Raw genomic sequence first — 21,607 nt, 5'->3', positions numbered from 1 at the left:
GCAAAAAATCATTTTTATTAATTCAAGGACAATCCTTTCATGAAAAAGAATCGTATGACTTCACCTGTACACATCACACCGTCTACCTCACCATCAATGAAAAACAAACAACGCGGGGCTATGTTGCTCGACAATATGATCGCCATTGGGTTTGTGGCCGTGGTGCTCATCGGTATTGTCGCGGCCATCCCAACGATTAGCTATAAGATGAACCTAGTGGAATTTCAAAAACAGGAAGCCCGTATTGCCAGTGAAACGTTCAACTGGAAGAAACGCCGCTCCAACTATCAGGGCGTCAGCATGACAAAACTGTGTGACCGACAATTGCTGGACGAATCCATTTGTGGGGCGGCAGGTGACGGTAAGGCAGCCAATCCGTTTGGCGGTGACTGGACGGTCACCGGTATTGCGGGACATTATGAAGTCACGGCAACACTCAGTAATCTCGACGGCGAAACCGGACGACTGTTTGATGTTGCGGACAGCCTAGCACCGTCAACCCGCCTCCAGTGCGCATCGTCTGACAGTTGTGGCTCAATCAGGGGAGCAGGGACTAAAACGCTCACAATGGTGCATTAATGCAACGCCAGCGTGGGTTCCTCACGCTGGAATCTGCTCTCACTCTTGGTGCGTACCTGCTTTTTGGTACGCTCTTTCTCGGGACGCTCATCACCACATTGATGCGCTATCAAGAGAGTGTGGCGATTTCGCAACAGGTAAAGACCCTGGCTCAGGCGGCCACTACTGCCTATCGACTCGATACCCTAAAACGACGCTGTCTGTCCTCAAACCGCCAAACCTCCACCACCGATTTGGTCACGCAGCAATTGCTCAGTACCGGCGATTACAGTCGCTATCAGGTGAGTTACCGTTTTACCCATCAACCGTATACCTACCCAAATCAAGTCGTCACTACCGTGACGTTTGTGAGTAAAAACGATAAAAACGCCGTCAGCCGTTACCTCAATGCCAGTAAGGAAACCGACCTCAGCCTGACGTTCACCACCCCAATAAACCGATCACGCATCGGCATTGAATATCTGAACGCCCAAACAGGGTGTTATTTCTAAGGAACTCCCATGCACAAAAGACAACAAGGCTTTTTGTTGCTTGGTCTCTTGATAAGCCTTGGTGTTCTCAGCGCGATTTTTCTCTTAATGGCAGAAGGTCTCGTTGTGCGCCAAATCAGAGCACAGGCAGAGCCGTTCAAAGAACGGATGATATACATCAAAGAGCAAATTGATGGCTACCAGTTAACGAAATACCAAGAAAGCGCCACCAATATCAATGGCTCAACCCTGTTCCCGCGCACGCTGGATGATTTGTCCCCCAATTACATTCCCACCTGCAGCACTGCAGATAACCAGAACGGACTGTGCGCCAAGACTGCGCAAACCCCGTGGGGAACCAACATGACCTACAGGGTCGGCAGAGATATTACTTTTAGACCCATACGTTATTTTGCTGAATTAACCCTGGCTCTGCCTTCTCGCACGGATGACAACACCATCAGGGAATACAACGTGTACTCCGAGATATTGAGTGTATTGCCTGGCATTCGGTTCAGCGCCGATGAGCAGTCATTGATATGGAAAATCCCCCGCCTGGTTGATATCCCCAATTTTGAGACCGTGATAGCGGAAAAGCTCAAGGACTACATCAATAAAGATGGCACCACCAAATTAACCGCAGATTGGGATGTCGGTAATAAGGCGATTCTAAATACATCAATGGTGACATCTAAAGGCGCGAACGGAAAACAAGTCCGTATTGATGGTGGTGTCGTTAAGCGTTACTCAACATTAATCGGGGGCAGTGGAATTTATACACAGGATACCCGTTTTACATGTGCCACGGGGCTATATAAAGACGTTAAAGCCAGCTTCAACGGCATTAAATCGCCTAGTGGTTATGACTACCTAGCAACAGGGGAGATTAAAACCGACACCAAACGAGAGGGGGCAGGATGGCGCACAAAACTCACCTATAAAGCAAAACAAAAATTGCACAGTAACTCAGCAGATAAGGGGAGGTGGTATACCAAATACGACGGGTATGTAGACATCATTTATTTATGTGTACCCGAACTTTAACCCAAGGAGAAATCAATGAAAAAAGTCAAACATGTCATTTATTTTGCCATGTTGATGGCGTTCACGCCATCACATGCACAAATGACAGCAGCACAGGCAATGCAGGAGTCACGGGATTCTATTAGCCCCCCATCGTATTATAACGATGCCAACAATACAGCGTGGAATAATACCCTACCCAGAGAAGCGGTGTCAGGTAGCGCTACTGTTACCACTTATAGCGTTCGTAATGGTACGAAAAAGCTCAAACCGACAAGTAGCCATATCTGCACATCAAGCCGGGCATATGGCTATTATCATCGAGGGCTAAAAGGCATTGACGTAAGTGTTTATCAAAGTGGGGGATATTGGTACTTGAAAGCAGCCAGTCCCAACTCCGATAATATCGGCAATGCAACATGTTGGAATAAATAGCAAGTAAACACCACGTGTAATATAGTACCCTGAATAATAACTTTGACAGGGTGCTTACTTTGACAAAACTCACCAATGAAGAATTCAAAAAAATATATAAAGATAAGGGATGGACTCCGGCCTTACTTGCTGAAAGATGGGGATTTACTAACCCATCACGCATTCATCAAATCGCCAGAGATGAAAACCGAGCCGAACATTATGTTGATGCACTAAGAGGCTTGCCGCATATAATAATAAAGTATAAATAAATACACTTTAACCCATTGACTTGTTGCATAATGAGATCATAATGGAACTATCAATCAAGGAGGTAACATCATGAAAAATATGAAATTAGCCACACTAACACTTGTCCTCTCAACATTCTCTTCTGCAAGCTACGCTATCGTTGACGGCACATCCATCAATTGGGCAGACCATGACAATATTGTGAACAGCAGTTGCACGGGTCTAGTGATTGGCGGCGATTTCATATTAACCGCTGCGCATTGTACCGACATACAGGAGCCTGTTAACTTTTCAGATGGTTCGGTAATTGAGATAACAAAACGTGTTAATCATCCGGACTACGCCGCGCTAGGGTTAGCGGATGTGGCTATTTTTACCCTTACAGATATCCCTAATGTTGAGCATATCGATTTCTTAAACCCCCGTGATTTGGTGACTGACGAAGACGTTAAAACATATGGATTTGGGGGGACGGGCAATGATTTACATTACGCCACTTTACGGGCTGATAGTGCCACAGATTCAGCCAATAACGGCGCGCCTTATCCCAATGTCACATTGCGAAACATTGGTCTGGGTTACTTGATTGGTGGTGATTCTGGCGGGACTGGACTTGATAACAATGGTTTTGTTATCACGCTAAACAATGGAGTTAACGGCAATATCAATATTGCAACAGTATTAAAGGTTGCTAAAGACTTCATTACCAGCACCGTAAACGGCTGGCATTATCCAACGATCGTAAAGACAACCAGCGGAAACACTCAGGTTGTTAAGATCCAATCGCTACACACCAGTCCTACCGACATTCTAAACACCATCAATACAACGGGTGATGCGTCTATTGATACAGCGGGAATAACGTGTGCCTCCCCTAGCGGGGTGGTGTCTAGCCCATCAGCGGTCAACCCATATGATGTTTGCAGCTTACCTCTCACCAGTAATGGTGATGAAGGGAGAATTGTTTTAGGTAACGATGCCGTGATTACCGTCAATAAGAAAGCCGAGGTCAAACCGGATCCTAAGCCTCAACCAGATAATGGTGGTGGCGGCGGTGGTGGCTCTTTGGGTTGGACGGCGCTCTTTGGTTTATTGTTTGCAGGATTTGTTCGTCGCACACGATAAAGGATGGATGTAATGAGTGCATTTAATATCACTTACCACCTCAATGACGAATTACTCCACGAAGAATGTGTTTTTATGCGAACGCTGAATGCAGCGAAAAAATCAGCAACGGCACAATCACCACAACGAAGTGTGAGTATCTGTATCAGTGATATAGCGCATAAACCATTAGCGGAACGACAAAATGGCAAATGGTCTCATCTGACTTGATCATTGATTGAATAACACCAAGGCCGCTTTTATGCGGTCTTTTTATTGGACGACTTATGATAGATTTTTATCTCTACTTAGGAAAAGTAATTATCATCGCCTTTGGATCGATGATTACCCTTTTTTATGCACACAAACATCCACTGTTAACCATCAAAAACAGACCGCCTGAACCACTCAATACCTCTAATAAAATACGCTGGCATCAAGGCTGCCGAGCCGCTTTTTTGATTTCCATCCTGACCCCATTGAACTACTACCTGAGTCTAAATAACACCGAATTTATGACTTACCAGGTATTTTTTATGAGTGGAGCTTTCATTTTTGGGCTCCTCTTACCCCTCAATCGACAAACCCCCAAGGCACCTGATTTAATTCTCAACAAACACCTGCGAGGTCAACATTTCCAAGTTCACCTAAAAGAACACGATGCACCACTGACTCGTCATGTCTATAAACAACTTAGCGTTCTGTTACGTGAGTTACAACAGCAAGAAGCAGAAACACTTACAATGACAAGTCCATTGTTCTACCACCCATCAGGAGCACTTCGTTCATTAACTCGACTAACCACACTAGCAAACGCTTTAGGCATCACGATGACACACAGAAAGGTAGCCTGGTACGAATCTATCTTAAATAAAGCCAGCTTATTGATGACTCGACATACCACTAAACGACATTCAGCCTCATTACACAAACTTGGCAAATACTGGCACACGATTACATTTCATTTTTAGAATGCAACTCCCCAATCCATTAACGTGTTGGAGATACGGTATGAACAACATTTATATTTCTCGCACACCAAGCAGCCTCGATGACGCCGTAGACTCCTCTTGCTTATCTGGCTGCAATATTCATTGTACTTTTTCTATTACACGTATCACTTCACCAAGTTTCATTCGAAGAATGATGATTAAAAATGGGATAACCAAAATCACATTTACCGATGGGAATACATTAAATACACCGAGCCCGCAGCAAACAGACTAAGGACAATATCTATGCGGAAAATATTATGTTTATTAGCCGTACTGGCGTCTACCTGCCAGGCAAAGACAGACGAGGACATACTCTATGAACTTATCACCCCGATGCCGGCTAAAAGCCACCCCATAATATCAACCAACACTGAACCATCCTCCAAATGGCAAACATCAACATGGCAACAAACGAAACAACAAAAAGCGTCCCTACCCTGTCCCGCCTACTGCGAAATTATCAACAGGTACAGCCAGCGTTATGGCATACCTGACAATTTGCTAATGGCTCAAATCCAAGCTGAAAGTAACTTCAACCCAAATGCTATCAGTCACCGAGGGGCAAAAGGATTAATGCAGTTAATGGACGTAAATTCAACACGCTGGAACATCGACCCATTTAACCCTGAGCAAAATATCAAGGCAGGTAGCGCTCATATGGCTCGATTATTAAAGAAATACCAAGATGTACGGATAGCACTGGCCGCTTATAACGCTGGAGAAGGCGCGGTAAAAAAATACGGTGGTATCCCCCCTTATAAAGAAACACAAGAGTATATAGCCCGAATAGAAAAAACACTGAGGGAAATATAATGCAAAAAATCATCACACTCGCCACCTTACTCTTACTGCCTTTCACCTTCTCTTTAACCTCATTTACCGTCCAGGCTGCATCAGAAGATGAATGCGCAATATGGCTGTGCTTACCAACCGGCTTTGGTCAAGGCTGTAGTGGTGCAAAAAAAGCCTTCCACAAACGAAATATCCGCCACCAACCCCCACTGCCACGCTTTGATGAATGTAGCGTTGATAGCAACAGCGACAACAACACGCTTACACAAAAACATGCCAGTACAATGACATCGAAACACGGATATGTTGCTGTCATTGCAGAGCAAAGAACTTGCTCGTGGTGGAAAAATAAAGGCAGTGACCATTCTAATGAATGCGGTAAGTGGGATATCACACCGTCATACCTCATCAAAGACACAACTTGCAGACGATACGGGAGCAATAGCGATAGATGGGAGTCACCAAAAGGATGCACCCGTACCCTTCAATATGCAGAGACTTACATGGATGGTATTAAATACGGTGAAACCTTTTACTGGTAAAAATACGATAAGGCAAGATATGAAGCACTTACTGAACCAACACCACCCTCATAAACTTCTTTCTCGCCAGGTAACAGCAACTCTTCTCAATATGCCCCCCCTCTTGGGGTATTGCGCACATTTCCCCGAAAAGTTCGTTTCAGTTTTAGTGCAAGTTGAGCAACGATGGTCTTGGTAAATAAACTCATTAAACATCAATAATTCTTAACTTTAATTAGTTAACTAAGTTTATTGCCCTTCAACAGAGCAAAAAACGCTCGCACAAAGCATAAATTGATACGTTAATTAAACGGAGGTTTTCCTTACTATCTTAAAAAACACAGCGGGAAGCCATCAAATACAAAATTAGAACCCTTACATGTAGCAATGAACCTTTCGAGGAAATGTGCGCAAAACCCCCTCTTGCAACAATAAATAAATACATCCATACACGGAACATGAAAGGCAATCCTGCCTAATAATTTCTATCTAATATTCAACAAAAGGAATTTATTTTATGGCCAGTCGCGGTGTGAACAAAGTTATCCTCGTCGGTAACTTAGGTAATGATCCTGAAATTCATCATATGCCAAGTGGCGGTGCAGTCGCTAATATTTCAATCGCCACCTCAGAATCATGGCGTGATAAAGCAACCGGTGAACAACGTGAAAAGACAGAATGGCATCGAGTGACGCTATTCGGTAAGTTAGCCGACGTAGCGGCTCAATATCTAAAGAAAGGCTCACAAGTGTACATTGAGGGCCAATTACAAACCCGTAAGTGGCAAAACCAGCAAGGCCAAGACCAATACACCACCGAGGTTGTTGTGCAGGGCTTTAACGGCGTAATGCAAATGCTCGGTAGTCGAACATCAAACGGTCAAGGCATGGCGAGTGGTCAACAACAGCCAACATCGCAGCAACCACAACAGCAATATAACGAACCGCCAATGGATTTCGATGACGATATTCCGCTGTAGATCCTATGTATTTTATAAAATTGTAAGAATAACCATCAGCCGCATCAAGCCTTAATCTTGCTTAACCGACAAGGTCGGCTTGTTGCACCTCAAAATAAGGATACTGATATAATGATCGGTACAATAGCGACTATATTTGGTGACGTACCAATAGAAAAAGCCACCGAATGGGGCTTAGTTGAGCACTACTTTGAACCTATTAAAAACTTATTCCTTAATAGTGACGTTACTGAAATTTTCATCGACCGTTTCGATAACATTAGCATAGAAAAAAACGGACAAATTGAAAACACCCCCGCAAAATTTGAGTCTGAAATTGCCCTGCAGAGCTTTATCGTTCAAATAGCCAGATGCTTAGGCCAACAAGTCGATGAAGACCGCCCCATTCTTGATGCCAGGCTACCAGATTGCTCACGCCTTTGCTGTACATTGCCGACTGTATCTCCCCAGGGAGCAACCATGACGCTGCGAGTCGTACCTAAATCCTTAATTACCGCCGAGCAATTGGTTGAGTTTGGTGCATTAACACAAACCATGTTGGATTTCCTCATCGAGCACATCAGATACGGTAGCAACATCATTGTATCGGGCAATACCGGATCAGGTAAAACAACTATCTTACGCGCCCTGGCAAAATATATTCCCCACGCAGAACGCGTCATTACATGTGAAGATACACAAGAACTTTATCTGGATTGGCTGAAATACAAAGTATCACTAGAGGCCCCAAAAAGACCAAACAGTGATGTTGAAATGAAACACCTCATCGAAGCCGCACTACGGATGCGGCCAGACCGTATTTGGGTAGGTGAAATACGTCGGGCGAGTGCGGCTGATGCATTCTTACAAGCCATCAACACCGGTCATTCTGGCTGTGTGACCACGCTTCATGCAAACAGTTGCCAAGATGCAGTATCACGCCTTCAGTATTTGATTGCCAGTGCGGGCCTGATTAGCTATGAACTCGCTGGAAAACAAATTGTAGGGGCTGTAAACGTCCTCATTCATGCCAGTCGTCACCCTGACTATGGCCGGAAGGTAACAGAAATATCGATCATCGATAATGGTCAGGTAAAACCATTATTTACCTTCAATACCACCACGTTGAAACATGAGGCAATCAGCCATGTCAATGGAAGCATTAGCGGCAACAGTTGAGAAAATAGCTAAGCAAGCGTCCAATCGGTGTGGTTTATCACATGATGTTTACGTTACGCTTTTTTCAGAAATGATTGAATCAGAATTTAAGCAGACAGAAGATGATATTTACAAAAAAATCATTGAAATAGCACGCAAACATGATTACGCCACGCGTGATGAAAGAGACCAATACCAGCAAGAAATGGCCGATGACGGATATTGTTGTCACGGTCTCGATGAAATGACCTGTCCATGCGGGTGCTTTGAATAGCAATAATACCCCATCTATTATCAATAACCGTTAATCCCTCCCCTAATCACAATAAAAGAGATGATCTATCATGAAGAAAAACACACCAAATAAAGTCATGACTGACAATGAAAAAGAACAGTTATTTTTAAGTTCTATTGAATCACTTGCCGCATCATTCAATCAGTTAAAAATAGATAATATAAAGTCGATTATTGATTTAAATGGAAAAACACATTTAATCCAACTGGGTTCAATTATTCACGCTTACGAAGAGGACCCAACTTATACTGAATTAGACCACCCGAGTGTATTTGTTTGTTTTTCCAATGAACGGAATCACCGTTACCATTTATCAGGAAAAGCATTCACAGAGCAGCTTGGCATTCAACTTCCATAATAATCGCTATCATCACAATATATCTCACCGTTAAATTTCAAACCGTCCTATCAAGAAATGCTCATTGTGTGCGATTAGGAATGCTCCGCATTGCGAATCACTCACAATCGAGCGACGTTGATTGGGCAACATACACTGCCGTAATAACATCATGCATCATTAATATTTTTTTCTCGGCTCTCGATACGGCCTGTCGGGTTGTGCTGGTCTTCACCGCCGCTTGTGACAAACTGTACCCATGATGATACCGCAGCATCAATGCCCCTCTTACGGGCTCTGGAAAGTCGCGCAGTGACAACAATGACATAAGAGCCATTAATTGGTTTTCGCGTAAACACTGAACAGATTGATAGTACGATTTACATTTACCCATAAGATTAAGTTACATCTAGCTGTTACTTAATTTTACTATATACCATTACTTGCCAGCCTAAAATCCCCACTACTCACATAACCGTGCTTTAACGGTTTCCCCTTCACAGCACCCTCATAAATTAATCTTCCGTAATGAATTCAATATCACAATCTCCGCACAGAATGTTTAATTCTGGCTTACCCCAAACATGAGAAAGACACTCAACACACGTATATTTCACACGGGTAGATTTGTTTTTATTTTCCGCAATATCGTCTACCGTTAAGCCCGTGCCAATGTCATCTAAATACGCCTGTAACTCTTCATCTGTTTCACCGTCAAAATTCTCTAAGAGTGTTTTCCTATCAGGAAAACTATCTGCCCAAGATAATATAAATTTCGTATCGAGTAATTTTTTACATGCTTTATCAAATTGGCCACCATCAATAATATAATCAGATATACGTTCACCGGTTTTATTCCCTCCCTCTTCTCCTGTTGATGAAGGCATTAATCCAATCCCCTCCATCTTTTGAGCCCATTCTTTATTATGATAACGCCCTCGCCCTGGTTTTCCATAGTGGTACTGCCAAAGGTGCACCATTTCGTGCGCTAAGGTTTGCATCACCTCAACAATAGAACATGTTGAAAAGTACGTTGGGTTCATTGCTATTTCATCCGTTTTTTCACCATTAAAACTGGTGAACCGTTGAGCAGAGAAATAACCAAATGTTTTTTTCTGACGCTGCAATGTAATGAGACAGTCAGGCAATTCATTACCGAATAATTTTTTATTGAAAAAATCAAAGGCGCATTGAAATTCTTTATATGATTCGATGGTTGGTTTCATTGATTATTTCTCTTTTTATTCGTCAATGTTAAATAGCCAATATAACTGCCTTTAAACGGAAACGGCTCTTTTCTTGAACGCTCCCACTCATTATTAAAAAACCGTAACAAGGCAAAGCCTTGTTTTCGTGCCGCACTAAATCCATAAATACGCATTAATGAAAAATGTAATTGCTTAATCGTCATTTCTTTTCTGTGACGTATCGCCAAACAAATATTACCCTTCCACTGGTTATAATATTCTTCGGACATTTTCCACGTCCAACGGGGAATATCACCGCGTCTTGGCTCCTTTAATAAAATATATTCTCCATTTAAAACGGACAGCCGTTCTGACTTTAATCGGGTATCTTTCATATCTTCCATTTCATAGATCAAATTATCTCCTTTCGTTGCGAGTAACCAGAACATCATTGTGTTTGCATCTTGACTAGTCAACCACACCATTAAAACATTAGCGTGGCCCTTTTCTGCTGCATACGATCGTTGTCGCGGTGTACGTGTGACATCATAGCGGTCAGTAAACTTTAAACTCAACTTTCGAAAATCACGTTGTTTACATGTCCCCGACGTGTAGAAAACATACCCTTTTGATACAAGGTGACGAATAGAAATCATCGCACTCTTGGTATCAGAAAACACATGGTCATTATCCATATCATATATATTTCTTGTATTGTACAGTTCAATAATTATACAGGTAAAGAGGTCTAATTTGTAATGAACAATACATAAAGTGAGCTTAATCACAAACAATTAAACGTATTGTACAATCCATTATTTAAGAAAAAATGAATGTTATCGTTATTAGAAATAACCATACGAGAACACGTAGGTTTATCCACATATCCACACGGAAGCGAAGACATTAAAACGATCGTAGTGTTAGTGTGGGTATGTGGGTAAACCGAGATTATATGACCACTATTATTAATGTGTCCCTTTCATTTTCCGACGTCATGGTTTGAATTGTACACTTCAAAAATAACTCACTATATATGGCTAAATATTGGATTGTGCAATCCATAATATAAAAGGAAGAAATGGACTATACCGTTATCAAATAACAATCTAGAAAATACGTAGGCTTATCCATATATCCACACGGAAGCGAAGACATTAAAACGATCGCAGTGTTAGTGTGGGTATGTGGATAAACGAGGTGAAGATATCAATTTTCTAATAACGAGTAATCATTTCGCAAAGTAATAATTGTATTGCACATTCCAATGTTTATTTTTTAATACAAAAATACAAAGCGGCAGAATTTCTCTTAATCTTTTTATATTAGCAAAGGCTAATTGTATAGTTTTCATATAAGGGTTCCGCAAAATGCGGAGCTTTTTCAAAAGAGATTCCAGCGCGAGCTGGAAATATGGGCAAGAATTGCACATACTGGCGAAGCCAACGCTCGCTGCGAGCGTATTTTTCGTCAGAAAAATGAATAGCAGACGATTAATGAGAGCCATAACGGCACTCCTTAAACTCACTGATGGGGGTCACTCCATCAGTAATGAATACTCGATTTATCGAGCTTGAATGAAGCAGTGGTCGCCAACCACTGTGAGCTTATTAGGTCGCCAACCTAGTAAGCAGTGTTGCCGAAGCCGTATGCCCGTAATTGGGCTGGTACGGCTACGACGAGCGCTAGAGGGTGTAACTCCCTCTTTCGACTCAATCCGCCATTAGGCGAGCTTGGGCGACACGGAAACGGGAGCACTGGTGACAGTGTGAACCCTGTTTTTTATGAAGTGGTGAAAATCCACAAGAGGGGCTGCTCGAAAGGGTAGAACCTGTTCCTGACAGGTGGGCTGCTGAGGGCATCGAGAGGTGTCAGGGGTGTGAGGTGAAAACTGGATCATCCGGTACTTTTGGGCGCAAGCTCGAAAGATCGCTGTATAGCTCAAGCCTGTAATTGCAGCGGAAGACGTTGCATTCGGGTAAGTAACAAAAAGCCGTGAGTTAGTGACTCTGGTAGTGAACGTTGAAATATCATTGTGAGTAAGGGAGATGCTTTGGAATCTCGGTCCCCTGAAAACCGGTAACGGTGATTCGTATGAATAGCAGTGATGTGGAGTTCGGCGGCGTTTTGTTCCGATGTAAAAAACTAACGTGGGAATCGCAGTGCTTTGTTGAACTATCCGTTGGCACGGTAGGGAGAAGTAAAGCGAGGGAGATTGGATGAGTAGAGGCGAAAAGAGGTGGGTGATACTATCGAATGCCACGTCTGAATTGGAATCATATTGCTTGGCAGCAATACCAATATGAACTCGAAAGTCTGAGGTAACACATTTCAAGTGCGGTATTTAATACCGCTATTCAAAATAACCTTGCTGATGGGTTGGTCCCCATCAGTGAGCTTAAGGAGTGTAATTATGTTCTATCAACAAATGAATAACGGTCTGTTGACCATAACGAATAACTTTAACCGAGGAATAACACCTTATTGCGAGGGTTATAGGCCTCATAACGAAATTACCAGGCGAGGAGCATCGCCATAACGAAAATTACCGTGTGTGTCTGTCTTTTGACAGCGCACACGGTATCTTCACCAACAATGAGTGAGTGTTATGATGGACAATATTTATAATTGGAGTGTGTTATTAACCAACATTGAAAATAACATCAATCCGTGGATCACATTATTTTCATTTATTGCCTTATCCGTTTCAGGATGGATATCATTAATGGGGATCGTCGATTCAAAAGATGAAAAGAAAGGCATCGATGTATTCTTAGAACATTTTCGTCAACGTGTTTTTATCGCAGTCATTCTTTTGCATTTCCTTGGGTTATTGGGTCTTTCTTTATTGGCTAAAATAGTTTACCCCGAACGTGACGCATTTTTTTACCTCAATATTATTATTGATGAGTATACCACCACATGGGAAATGTTTTGGTTTAACTTCCTCATTCTATTTATACTCAGTGTGACGTTTATCTTTTTTTCACACCGAATCGTTAAGCCTCAATACCAAAGTTTCATTCGACGCTATACCATTAAAAAATCTGTCGAAAAACAAAGTGACATCCGAGATGAAATTTTAGAATTAAATTCAACCGACTTCATCCCGTCTGATTATTATAAAGACGGCGTTTTCTTTTTTGGTTTAAATGAAGATCAAGAGCCTATTTATGTCCCTGACGATGAATTCAAATCAAAACACGCCAAAATATTAGGCCCGAGCCAAACAGGTAAAGGCGTTGGTTTGGGGGTTTTAATCGATCAGGCCATTAGAAAAGGATGGGGGGTATGGTTTAATGATCTTAAACCTGACGACTTCATTTACCAAATAATGCTACAAGCCTGTAATGACACGAACCGCTCGATTAAATACCTCGATTTAAATGGTTCATTTGGAACCTATGAACCTTTTCAGCATGGAACGATCCGACAACGAGAGGAACGTATTAAACGGGCCTGTAAAATTTTAGATGCCGGTGATATGGCCGATCATTATAAATCAGGAAATAGAAGTGTCTTAGATTACGTCATGCCATTATGGGATGGTACATTAACCCATTTAAGCACGCTGCTACATGGCAACGGTATTCCAGACGACAAAAAAGAATGGGTAATGGTCGTAGGCAGTACACTCAGGGATCGAGTGACTGAATTTTTAAAATTAGACGCACTTAAAGCCTCAACAAACCGTACCCAATTTACTATTCCTGAATTAATGGATAACGGAGATGTCGTTTATGTGATGGGGAATACTGCCGATGATTTAGTTCGTTCGGCGAACCTCATCTTATTGGATGAATTCATTAGCTATGGCTTGAGTAAAAAACAGAACCAACAAATTTTCATGGTACTTGATGAAGTCCGTTTTTTAGTCAGTGACAAACTGGCCAATTCATTAGCAACATTGCTATCCAAACATATCAACATGGCGATCAGCTACCAGGCAAGAAATGATCTCGCCAACTCGCCAGACAAAACCCTCAATGTAGGCTCTATATCGAACGGAATCGAAACGAATACCTTATTGACCATGAGCTATAGGGGCCACGACGAAGAAACAGCACAGTGGATTTCAGGGATGACAGGCACACAATTGAAAACTATCACCAAGATGGAAAGTGCCGAGTTGGATCGATTTGGTACTGAATCCTGGACAGGCAACAAAACGTATGGCCAACAAGAAGAATATTTAATTCCCACAAACCGCGTACTGAGTTTCAACAAACGAGTGGGCGCATTCATCAATGCCGGTGAGTTAGCCACCATCATCAAAACCTGCTGGATCCCCGTAAAAGAGTTCATGCCATACCCAACAGAACCAAGTCCTATTTTTGAAATAGACAAACCCGCATTAAATAATGAACCAGTTGAAGACGAAGGCGACGCCCAACAAGAGCAAGAAGATAATCGGCAAGAACACGCTGATAATGACGATAAAGCCGCAGAATTAATGAAATTAATGGAAAATAATTTATAAGGTCGCCATCATGATAAAGAAAACGCACATCATTAATGAAATTATTCTACACAACAAGCGCCTGACGACCATCTGGCAGCATGATTATTTCAAGTCTAAAGCGATTAAACACATCGACGGCCTATTTGTATTCAACAATATTTTTTCTGTGTACGCCTACTCAACCCGAAAAGAAACCTCTGTAACCGTGGCCTTTGCACGCAAGGCCAGTGAGAAGATCAGCAACGAGTTAGCTGAGTTGCGCCTCTTTGTGAGAGCAAAGAGCCAAGAGCTGAATACACTCACTGATGACATTGAACTACTGCCGTTTACACCATCCAATCCTCAGACAGTGGCATTTGACAGGGAAAAGTTAACACCACCTAACGCGGCCCTGGTAAAAGTCTTTGTCGCCATAGACAATTACATCGTGGAATTGAACAAAGCACGTTTTAACGGTGATATCAGCCCCAATGAATGCGAGGCATACCGTAACCATGCATTTAAGCAGCTAAACATTAAGCTGAATGATATACATAAAATCTGTATTAACTTCCACCAAATCCGTAAAGAACAACTTCAATAACAATACGGTCGTTATTTATATCTTCCTAGCAAGGATACAAATAGTCCCTTTGACTTAAGGAGTTACCGAATATGTCTAAGTACTCAATTTATATGGATCAATATATTGAGACCAAAAAGAACCCAAACTGGAAATCCCTAACTAAAAGTGGGATGCCATCAGACCGAAGTGGCATGTTGGCAGAATTTGCAAAAGGGGCTATCCAGAAAAAGGATCTCGTTAGTTATAATATAACGCTTGAAGAACACGGTTTATACCGAAGAAAAAATAAAATTATTTTTTTAGAATCTCCGAACCTTATTGATAGCTTGTTACGATCGTCTTTCAGCTTAGCCAAGGGCGGCAAGGTCACAATGCCTTTCGACTCGTTTACTATCGCCATACCCAAAGGGTACCGCTATAACAACACACTAATCCCGCCAGCATTGGTTACATATGCCAGTGCAGATGAAAGAATCAAGCTCTATGGCCAAGATTGGTTAGCACGTAATAATATTAACGTCACGATTCCAAGTAATGTTGATATACATGAAAAATCCCTCTCTGTAATCTTCAACTCCACGACAATAGGAAAGTATCGATTTCACATCGATGAACAATTAATACCATCTATATTAAAGTCAAAATCAGCAGAAGAAATGTCTGAACGTATTGGCCAAGATATGTGGATGGTTGAGGAAGATGATATAACTCAGCAATTCGTTCTAGCCAAACTTATTGTGTCTATGGGTATTTATGAAAGTGCCGCACACAGTTTAAAAAAGGGCTTACCACGTAACGTCATTATTCCTCCGGTGACAGATAAAACGACCCCCTATACTCCGCTGACTATAACTGACAAATTTAAACGCGATTCAACACTCAAGACTGCTCACGTGTGTAGAGCCCACTTTAATAACCTTGTACACCCCCGATACTATCAAGGTAAATACAAAGATATGGAGCCAGGATCGCGTTGGGCCTCAGTCAAAGCACACCTAAGAGGGATACAAACAGACGAGATTTATACTCAAGAAGACGAAAAGGTAAAAATTCTAGAGTCCTCTGAGAGTTAAAAAAAACCCTAATCAATGATTAGGGTTCTCTAGTTAATCCAGCATTAATCTAAGAATGCCAAGATTTCACTAGCTTCATTATGCTCTAAAGCAAAATCTCTTAGTTGATAATAAAAATCATAAAAACGCTGTGCTTGAGCTTCATCACCGGCACTATACGCAATCGCACCAAAATCAGCCAATACCATAGCACTAATAGCTATACCAGCAGCTTCTGATGAAACCATACCCTCAAAGTAATTCATCGTATTATAGAGCCGTTGAGGACCGTTATCTTGCAGATGCAAGAACTTGCCTCCATTGCTTAACTCTAAAAACACCCAATATCCACCTGCGTAATCTTCAATGTGCTTACTCGCATAGTGATAGATAGCAGCTTCAAAGTGAATGTACTTTTGAGCGATAGATGGTAAAAAATTCAGACGCTTATCATCGTTTACAATTATTTTTGTAATCATAGTGATCACCTTTCAAGTTAGTTGAGTTGACAAGTAAACTTGCCTTCTTATGTGGATGTACTAGCCATCATTAAGAATGGCTAGATACCCACATGCAATGTGCAATACATTACAACCATCAGTATATGGATTAAAAAAAAGCCAGTCTACTAAACTGGCCTTTTTTTAATCAAATTCATTGGGTAACGTCAAAGAAACCTGAGAACCACCTCGATCAAAATGTTCTTCTAATCGCCTTTGCGCTTTGATTTTCTCTATAGTGATTAATGTTGTTTGAGACGGCTGACGAACCACCTTGATCATCTTTTCGGATGATGGCACATATGTATAGTTCGGATCGCGCCTGGCCAAAGATGCGTCATTCGTCATTTCATCGAAAGTTTTGTAAACATCACTTTTGAATTCCATCTATTTCACCCACTCCGTATTCATTACGAGATTTTTAAACACCCAACAATTAGTAATACTTTTAGTATTACAACGATTCGATCATTTTCGCTAACTCTTGTTCGTCAACGTGTCCCGAGTTGTTCAAACGAACCAGGGCGCGAATTAACTTTGCAGGTGTTACTTTTGCCGCTGTGTTAGCATTAGCATTAGTTACAGCCAAGGCAATCTCAGCCTTGTCGTAATCACTAAATCGATAACATGTTGGCGGATCTTGTTTAGTTGAAGACTTTTTTACAGCCGTTATGGTTGTAAGTGGTTTGTCGCTTTTAGGTCGATCTTCACGACGTTTTCTATTTTTTAAGTCCATTCCCTCTCCGAAGTAATACTAATAGTATTACAAGGAAGTATTAAGTAATACTATTAGTATTACTTAATATCTATTTAAACAACTCAGTAATTTCTTTTGCCAGCGATCTATAATCATTTATAGCTGTAGACCCTTTTTTGTACATGCTAAGAGGCATCGACATAAATGAAGCCTGACCAATATCCTCAGACCGTCTAATACTTGTTTTTAAAATCCGTCCTTCGGCTATCTGTAAAAGGTCCTCTTTAATAGCCCCATTGATAACTTTGTTTTGCGCGGCGACTTCGTTTCGGAAAACATAATAGTTTAAACTTTGATCTTGATTAACTTCATTCAAAGCATCTAACAAATCTTCAAGACCGTCTAACGCAAAAACACCACTATTAACAGGCATCAAAAATAAATCAGCAGCAACGATTGCATTAGTTGTTGTTAGAGACAAATTAGGGGGGCAATCTAAAAGGATATAATCAAAATCTTCTTTTAATTTATTAAGGTGATTAGTTAATCGAACTTCCCTAAAACTAAGTGTTAATCCAGCTTCAATAACTCTACTTAATCTAATATCAGTAGGAATGTAACAAAAATTCTCACGATCATACGCAGACCGAATCATAGCTCGAACATCAGCTTTATTATCTTTAGCAAAGAGGTCCATAACATTTGGATCAAAACGAACTTCACCGCCTGAAACGACTTTTGATAAGTTACCTTGGGGGTCAAGGTCAACAACAAGTACTTGTTTCCCTTGCTTAGCTAATACATCAGCTAAGTTTATTGTTGTCGTTGTTTTACCAACGCCACCTTTTTGATTAAGAACAGCTATTGTTTTCATATCGCCCCCTAAAAAGTAATACTAATTGTATTACTTAGAATAGTATAGGCAGCCTCTTCTTTTGTAAAGTCAGTAATACTATAAGTAATACTATGGCCACAAAAATAAACGTAATCATCTGTTTTTATGAGTTTTATTATTTAGTTATTAGAGCATTTTAATTACTTAAGAGTAATTGGATGCAACTCAATATGCGCTTGCTTGGTTTTTTCATTACATTCTTTCAACTCAGCAAAAAACAGTTTTGTACCATTGATAAGTTCAATCAGCGAAGAAACCGATTCATGCTCAATCAACATTGATACCGGTGCAATCTGCTTCCCGTTCGCCTCAAAACAATTTTCTAGATGATCCTGTAAAACATAAATCACACCAGGCTCAGCCTTCACTGACTCATAAAACATCTTCGAATCAAACCCATGCTCATGTAACAGTATATTGAGTAAGTCATACAAACTCTGCGCATCATTTGCTTTCGCCTGGTAATTCAAAGACAGAGTATAGAGTTCATTCAGCTTCGCTTCCAAATCTCCCCCTTTACGCTGACCAGCCAAAACCATTCGCTTAATATCACCCTTGATAACTTTGTATTCTGGTTGCTTGAGTTTCGGTTTGAGGTATTTACAAAGAAGAGTATTACGCTTAGCCAAAGGCACAAAATGGTCATTACTTGCCACTTGGCCATACAGGTGCAGCAAACTATTTTCGATAACATCAGAGAGGAGTTGGTGATAATTTTCTTTAGACAAAACGATGAGTACTCACAACAAATGGAATTCAACCTACAAGGAGAAATGGGGGCGATCTCCTCAAAAATCAATCGACATGAAACTAGCATCATAATGAAATAAGAAAAGTGATCGTTTTGGCGCTTTGGGGTTAAAAATGCGGTTAAACGTAACTTGGGTTTTAGTTAACAACTTAGTCACAATAATTATGGATAGTTTTGGTGAGGTAAAGATGTGTTTTTAGAGGTTAGGATAGGGGATTACAATTGGACAGTGTTCGCCGAGGCGGGTTATGTACATTATGTAAAATGCGGGCGTTTTAGTGAAAATTACGGTGTGGCACTAACTTGAAGATAGTTGCGTTTCAATCGTCGCTTAATCTCAGCTTGATAATAATTATAAGCCTCATGATAAGTTGAAAAAGGGAAAGCTGGATACAGTCTTTAATTTGCCAAGGAAATACCCACAAAAAAGAAACAAAAACTCATAAATATTTCATTTACCCACTCACCAGAGGTGACAAAAGTATATATCCATCGTTATGATATATGCTCTTATACTAGAAGGTTATATCAGGATGAATTGGAGCGGATTTACAATTGGAGGCAAGTTCTATTGCTTAGCTCACCTTCAAAAGAAAACTATCGAAGTAGAGATAGATTCCGCACAAGTTAAATTACATCTTAGTTATAGCGGTCATTGCTTTACTGATGACAAAGAAAATGGCCCAATGATTTTACCCCAAGAAAAAAGGTATTGGTGTCACGATCGCTACGAGCTATCAAGAGACTTACCTTACATGGTAGAAAACAGCTTAATTTCTTCTTATGCTATTCCTCATTACGCAGGGAAGAACAATGAGCAATACCACTATATGGAAGCATATGATTACGCCATCTTCTTTACAGTAAGAAAGCCTTTAAATACAACAAACGAACTGAACCTCCGTATTACCTCTGCATATCCAGTCGAAGAATGGGGTAAAGGTAGTATGCCAAGGGGGAGCTCTAAAAGAGTTAGTTGGATTCTAAGTAAGAGGTTAAAAGGCGAGAAAGTTCTGGGTAGAAAAAAATAAAAGACAGCAAGATCAAAAAAAGCACCTATTAGGTGCTTTCTTCTTTCAAACTAAAAATCTGGCCTAGTTTTTCTATTAGATCATCCCGCTCACAGGCTAGGGGGCTACTCACCCAACATCGATCCCCTAAAAGAGATACCTCTTAAAGTTCCAGTAAGTATCGACAATTTGATATTAAGACAATATTATAATTAATTCTAATAGTTTTTACCTATTAATCAATCGCACAGTTGATTAATATTTTCACATAGATCACTGCATACCAAAGGGAATGAAATCTGATATTGATTGGATCATTCCCATACTCCTGTTTTCGATTTCCGTTAGTTAATTGCTTGATAAAGAGAGGTCATGGCAAGTTTGATGACTTGGTTTCTGACTTGTTTGCCGCTATCTTTAGTGGAATCCACAATGGCATCAATCAAACTTCTTTTCTTCTCAGGATTGAGGGGGTCGGGGACTTTTTTCAATACCTCAATGGCTTTATGAGTAAGTTGAGTTCTACCTAACGTCCACACGTTCCCCCTGAACCCATCTGTTTTTATATAACCTTCGTCTTTAAGCCAGTTAAACAACTCACTGCAAATACTCCATTCCCTAGGGACAGGAACTGACGGGATTCCGCATAACAACTCCACATCATAGTCGATACCAGTAATTTTTTGAGCATCAAGACCAATACGTACAGGCCAAGATTCGTATAACGTAGCGAATATTCTCGCGATAAACTCTTCTGCTAACTCTGGATTACAAATTTCTTCTGTTTGAGACATATTTCTTTTCCGTTTTCGATTTTCGTTAAGTTGTTTGAACTCCGTTGTTATAGAGCAGGCTCTTAGCAACGTTTACGATAAGACCGTTTAGGTCTTAGCCTCGTAGAATGACATACTTCTGCATATTGCCGCCCTTTATCCGTTAATTGCCACATATTCTCATTTTCTTTGGCACGGGCATTCAGACTTAGCCCAGTATTGGGCTGATAAACTAAATAGCCATTGTCAGCTAATGTTCTAAGCGAGACTAAAAAATGATTTGAGGCCATTTCTTTACAAAGAGATAAATCTACTTGTTTACGTAAATAACTGGTGTGAACAGGCGTATGCAAGCCATGCTTTAATTCGATAAAGTGTATCGTCAACATCGCATTTTTTTGAGATCCACTAATTCGTACTTCACTCATATCACCCCCCTTAATCGTACCCATACTATTAACCTTACATTATAAATCACTTCTTATTCGTATGGGTACGATTAAGGCTAATTTATTTTATAACTGGGGTAAGTTTAGAAAATGGAAAATATCTACCCCAATAGCTGTATGAAATGATCTACATGTCCATAAGTGATTTGGCTTTGTCGATGCTATCCGTAATCGTTCGTTTTCGTGCAAGGGGATAATTCAAAATATTGCTTAGCGTGAGATATTTTCCTAGCCCCTTTATAGGGTTCTCTGACTAAAAGAACGGTTTGTCACCAGACTCCTCTGTAACCCTTGGTATCAAAGGGATACAACCAAAATATCGATTTTAAAACCCACCATTGCGCACTAGTTAAGTGGCTGAATTTTAA

The 21,607-nt window shown here is 40.9% G+C and carries 29 protein-coding genes; 19 read left to right on the top strand and 10 right to left on the bottom strand.

Annotated features, from left to right (window positions below; translation table 11 throughout):
- Positions 1-39 precede the first annotated feature (39 nt).
- From C9J12_RS25710 to C9J12_RS25645, 15 genes are all read left to right on the top strand, one after another.
- Complete coding sequence (locus C9J12_RS25710; protein ID WP_107245345.1) at positions 40-579, top strand: hypothetical protein; 540 nt, start codon at positions 40-42, stop codon at positions 577-579.
- Complete coding sequence (locus C9J12_RS25705; protein WP_107245342.1) at positions 579-1,070, top strand: hypothetical protein; 492 nt, start codon at positions 579-581, stop codon at positions 1,068-1,070. The genes C9J12_RS25710 and C9J12_RS25705 overlap by 1 nt, the downstream gene beginning before the upstream one ends.
- A gap of 9 nt (positions 1,071-1,079) precedes the next feature.
- A complete protein-coding gene (locus C9J12_RS25700; protein ID WP_107245339.1) occupies positions 1,080-2,093 on the top strand; it encodes a hypothetical protein in 1,014 nt (337 codons plus the stop codon).
- A gap of 15 nt (positions 2,094-2,108) precedes the next feature.
- Entirely contained in the window at positions 2,109-2,507 is a 399-nt protein-coding gene (locus tag C9J12_RS25695) for a hypothetical protein (protein ID WP_107245337.1), read from the top strand.
- A gap of 59 nt (positions 2,508-2,566) precedes the next feature.
- Entirely contained in the window at positions 2,567-2,758 is a 192-nt protein-coding gene (locus C9J12_RS25690; RefSeq protein ID WP_107245334.1) for a hypothetical protein, read from the top strand.
- Between the two features lie 70 nt (positions 2,759-2,828).
- Entirely contained in the window at positions 2,829-3,863 is a 1,035-nt protein-coding gene (locus C9J12_RS25685; protein ID WP_107245415.1) for a trypsin-like serine protease, read from the top strand.
- A gap of 12 nt (positions 3,864-3,875) precedes the next feature.
- Positions 3,876-4,073, top strand: a complete 198-nt coding sequence (locus C9J12_RS25680; protein ID WP_107245332.1) for a hypothetical protein — start codon at positions 3,876-3,878, stop codon at positions 4,071-4,073.
- 56 nt (positions 4,074-4,129) lie between these two features.
- The gene (locus C9J12_RS25675) at positions 4,130-4,813 is read left to right on the top strand and encodes a hypothetical protein (RefSeq protein ID WP_146150114.1); all 684 of its coding nucleotides are present in this window, start codon (positions 4,130-4,132) and stop codon (positions 4,811-4,813) included.
- A 40-nt stretch (positions 4,814-4,853) separates the two neighbouring features.
- A complete protein-coding gene (locus C9J12_RS30525) occupies positions 4,854-5,069 on the top strand; it encodes a hypothetical protein (protein ID WP_146150113.1) in 216 nt (71 codons plus the stop codon).
- Between the two features lie 11 nt (positions 5,070-5,080).
- On the top strand, positions 5,081-5,650 hold the full coding sequence (locus C9J12_RS25670) for a lytic transglycosylase domain-containing protein (RefSeq protein WP_227876461.1): 570 nt from the start codon (positions 5,081-5,083) through the stop codon (positions 5,648-5,650).
- Complete coding sequence (locus C9J12_RS25665) at positions 5,650-6,171, top strand: hypothetical protein (protein ID WP_107245327.1); 522 nt, start codon at positions 5,650-5,652, stop codon at positions 6,169-6,171. Before C9J12_RS25670 ends, C9J12_RS25665 begins: the two co-directional genes overlap by 1 nt.
- Before the next feature lie 496 nt (positions 6,172-6,667).
- Complete coding sequence (gene ssb, locus C9J12_RS25660; protein WP_107245324.1) at positions 6,668-7,129, top strand: single-stranded DNA-binding protein; 462 nt, start codon at positions 6,668-6,670, stop codon at positions 7,127-7,129.
- A gap of 111 nt (positions 7,130-7,240) precedes the next feature.
- Positions 7,241-8,287 carry a CpaF family protein gene (locus C9J12_RS25655; RefSeq protein WP_107245320.1) on the top strand — a complete coding sequence of 349 codons (1,047 nt, stop codon included), beginning with the start codon at positions 7,241-7,243 and terminating at the stop codon, positions 8,285-8,287.
- Entirely contained in the window at positions 8,256-8,540 is a 285-nt protein-coding gene (locus tag C9J12_RS25650; protein ID WP_107245318.1) for a hypothetical protein, read from the top strand. Before C9J12_RS25655 ends, C9J12_RS25650 begins: the two co-directional genes overlap by 32 nt.
- Positions 8,541-8,610: 70 nt before the next feature.
- Positions 8,611-8,919, top strand: coding sequence for a hypothetical protein (locus C9J12_RS25645; RefSeq protein WP_107245316.1), 309 nt, complete (start codon positions 8,611-8,613; stop codon positions 8,917-8,919).
- A 97-nt stretch (positions 8,920-9,016) separates the two neighbouring features.
- Here the strand turns inward: C9J12_RS25645 and C9J12_RS25640 are convergent, their stop codons facing one another.
- The 3 genes from C9J12_RS25640 to C9J12_RS25630 all read right to left on the bottom strand — a co-directional run bounded on the left by C9J12_RS25640 (position 9,017) and on the right by C9J12_RS25630 (position 10,780).
- Entirely contained in the window at positions 9,017-9,292 is a 276-nt protein-coding gene (locus C9J12_RS25640; protein WP_146150112.1) for a hypothetical protein, read from the bottom strand.
- A 121-nt stretch (positions 9,293-9,413) separates the two neighbouring features.
- Positions 9,414-10,124, bottom strand: coding sequence for a SprT-like domain-containing protein (locus C9J12_RS25635; RefSeq protein ID WP_107245311.1), 711 nt, complete (start codon positions 10,122-10,124; stop codon positions 9,414-9,416).
- Positions 10,121-10,780 (bottom strand): hypothetical protein, encoded by a 660-nt coding sequence (locus C9J12_RS25630; RefSeq protein WP_107245308.1) that lies wholly within the window; start codon positions 10,778-10,780, stop codon positions 10,121-10,123. The genes C9J12_RS25635 and C9J12_RS25630 overlap by 4 nt, the downstream gene beginning before the upstream one ends.
- A 1,913-nt stretch (positions 10,781-12,693) precedes the next feature.
- Here C9J12_RS25630 and C9J12_RS25620 point away from each other — a divergent pair.
- From C9J12_RS25620 to C9J12_RS25610, 3 genes are all read left to right on the top strand, one after another.
- Positions 12,694-14,565, top strand: a complete 1,872-nt coding sequence (locus C9J12_RS25620; RefSeq protein WP_107245303.1) for a TraM recognition domain-containing protein — start codon at positions 12,694-12,696, stop codon at positions 14,563-14,565.
- A 10-nt stretch (positions 14,566-14,575) separates the two neighbouring features.
- Complete coding sequence (locus C9J12_RS25615; protein ID WP_107245300.1) at positions 14,576-15,130, top strand: hypothetical protein; 555 nt, start codon at positions 14,576-14,578, stop codon at positions 15,128-15,130.
- A gap of 71 nt (positions 15,131-15,201) precedes the next feature.
- Entirely contained in the window at positions 15,202-16,185 is a 984-nt protein-coding gene (locus tag C9J12_RS25610) for a hypothetical protein (RefSeq protein WP_107245297.1), read from the top strand.
- Between the two features lie 44 nt (positions 16,186-16,229).
- Here C9J12_RS25610 and C9J12_RS25605 read toward each other — a convergent pair whose 3' ends face one another.
- The 5 genes from C9J12_RS25605 to C9J12_RS25585 form a co-directional block, all read right to left on the bottom strand.
- Positions 16,230-16,643 (bottom strand): antirestriction protein, encoded by a 414-nt coding sequence (locus C9J12_RS25605; protein ID WP_107245294.1) that lies wholly within the window; start codon positions 16,641-16,643, stop codon positions 16,230-16,232.
- A 165-nt stretch (positions 16,644-16,808) separates the two neighbouring features.
- On the bottom strand, positions 16,809-17,051 hold the full coding sequence (locus C9J12_RS25600) for a hypothetical protein (protein WP_107245291.1): 243 nt from the start codon (positions 17,049-17,051) through the stop codon (positions 16,809-16,811).
- Positions 17,052-17,118: 67 nt separating this feature from the next.
- The gene (locus C9J12_RS25595; RefSeq protein WP_107245288.1) at positions 17,119-17,400 is read right to left on the bottom strand and encodes a hypothetical protein; all 282 of its coding nucleotides are present in this window, start codon (positions 17,398-17,400) and stop codon (positions 17,119-17,121) included.
- Positions 17,401-17,470: 70 nt separating this feature from the next.
- Positions 17,471-18,235 (bottom strand): ParA family protein, encoded by a 765-nt coding sequence (locus C9J12_RS25590; RefSeq protein ID WP_107245285.1) that lies wholly within the window; start codon positions 18,233-18,235, stop codon positions 17,471-17,473.
- A gap of 161 nt (positions 18,236-18,396) precedes the next feature.
- Positions 18,397-18,984 carry a DUF2913 family protein gene (locus C9J12_RS25585; RefSeq protein WP_107245283.1) on the bottom strand — a complete coding sequence of 196 codons (588 nt, stop codon included), beginning with the start codon at positions 18,982-18,984 and terminating at the stop codon, positions 18,397-18,399.
- Between the two features lie 556 nt (positions 18,985-19,540).
- On the opposite strand from C9J12_RS25585, the gene C9J12_RS25580 reads away from it, so the two are divergent.
- Complete coding sequence (locus C9J12_RS25580) at positions 19,541-20,038, top strand: hypothetical protein (RefSeq protein WP_107245281.1); 498 nt, start codon at positions 19,541-19,543, stop codon at positions 20,036-20,038.
- Positions 20,039-20,361: 323 nt separating this feature from the next.
- Here C9J12_RS25580 and C9J12_RS25575 read toward each other — a convergent pair whose 3' ends face one another.
- Both C9J12_RS25575 and C9J12_RS25570 read right to left on the bottom strand, forming a co-directional pair.
- Positions 20,362-20,811 (bottom strand): hypothetical protein, encoded by a 450-nt coding sequence (locus tag C9J12_RS25575; RefSeq protein WP_107245280.1) that lies wholly within the window; start codon positions 20,809-20,811, stop codon positions 20,362-20,364.
- 62 nt (positions 20,812-20,873) lie between these two features.
- Positions 20,874-21,218, bottom strand: coding sequence for a hypothetical protein (locus C9J12_RS25570; RefSeq protein ID WP_227876460.1), 345 nt, complete (start codon positions 21,216-21,218; stop codon positions 20,874-20,876).
- Positions 21,219-21,607: the final 389 nt, after the last annotated feature.

The organism is Photobacterium frigidiphilum, from assembly GCF_003025615.1.
Lineage (GTDB): Bacteria > Pseudomonadota > Gammaproteobacteria > Enterobacterales > Vibrionaceae > Photobacterium > Photobacterium frigidiphilum.
This window is presented reverse-complemented; position numbering and strand designations above follow the sequence as displayed.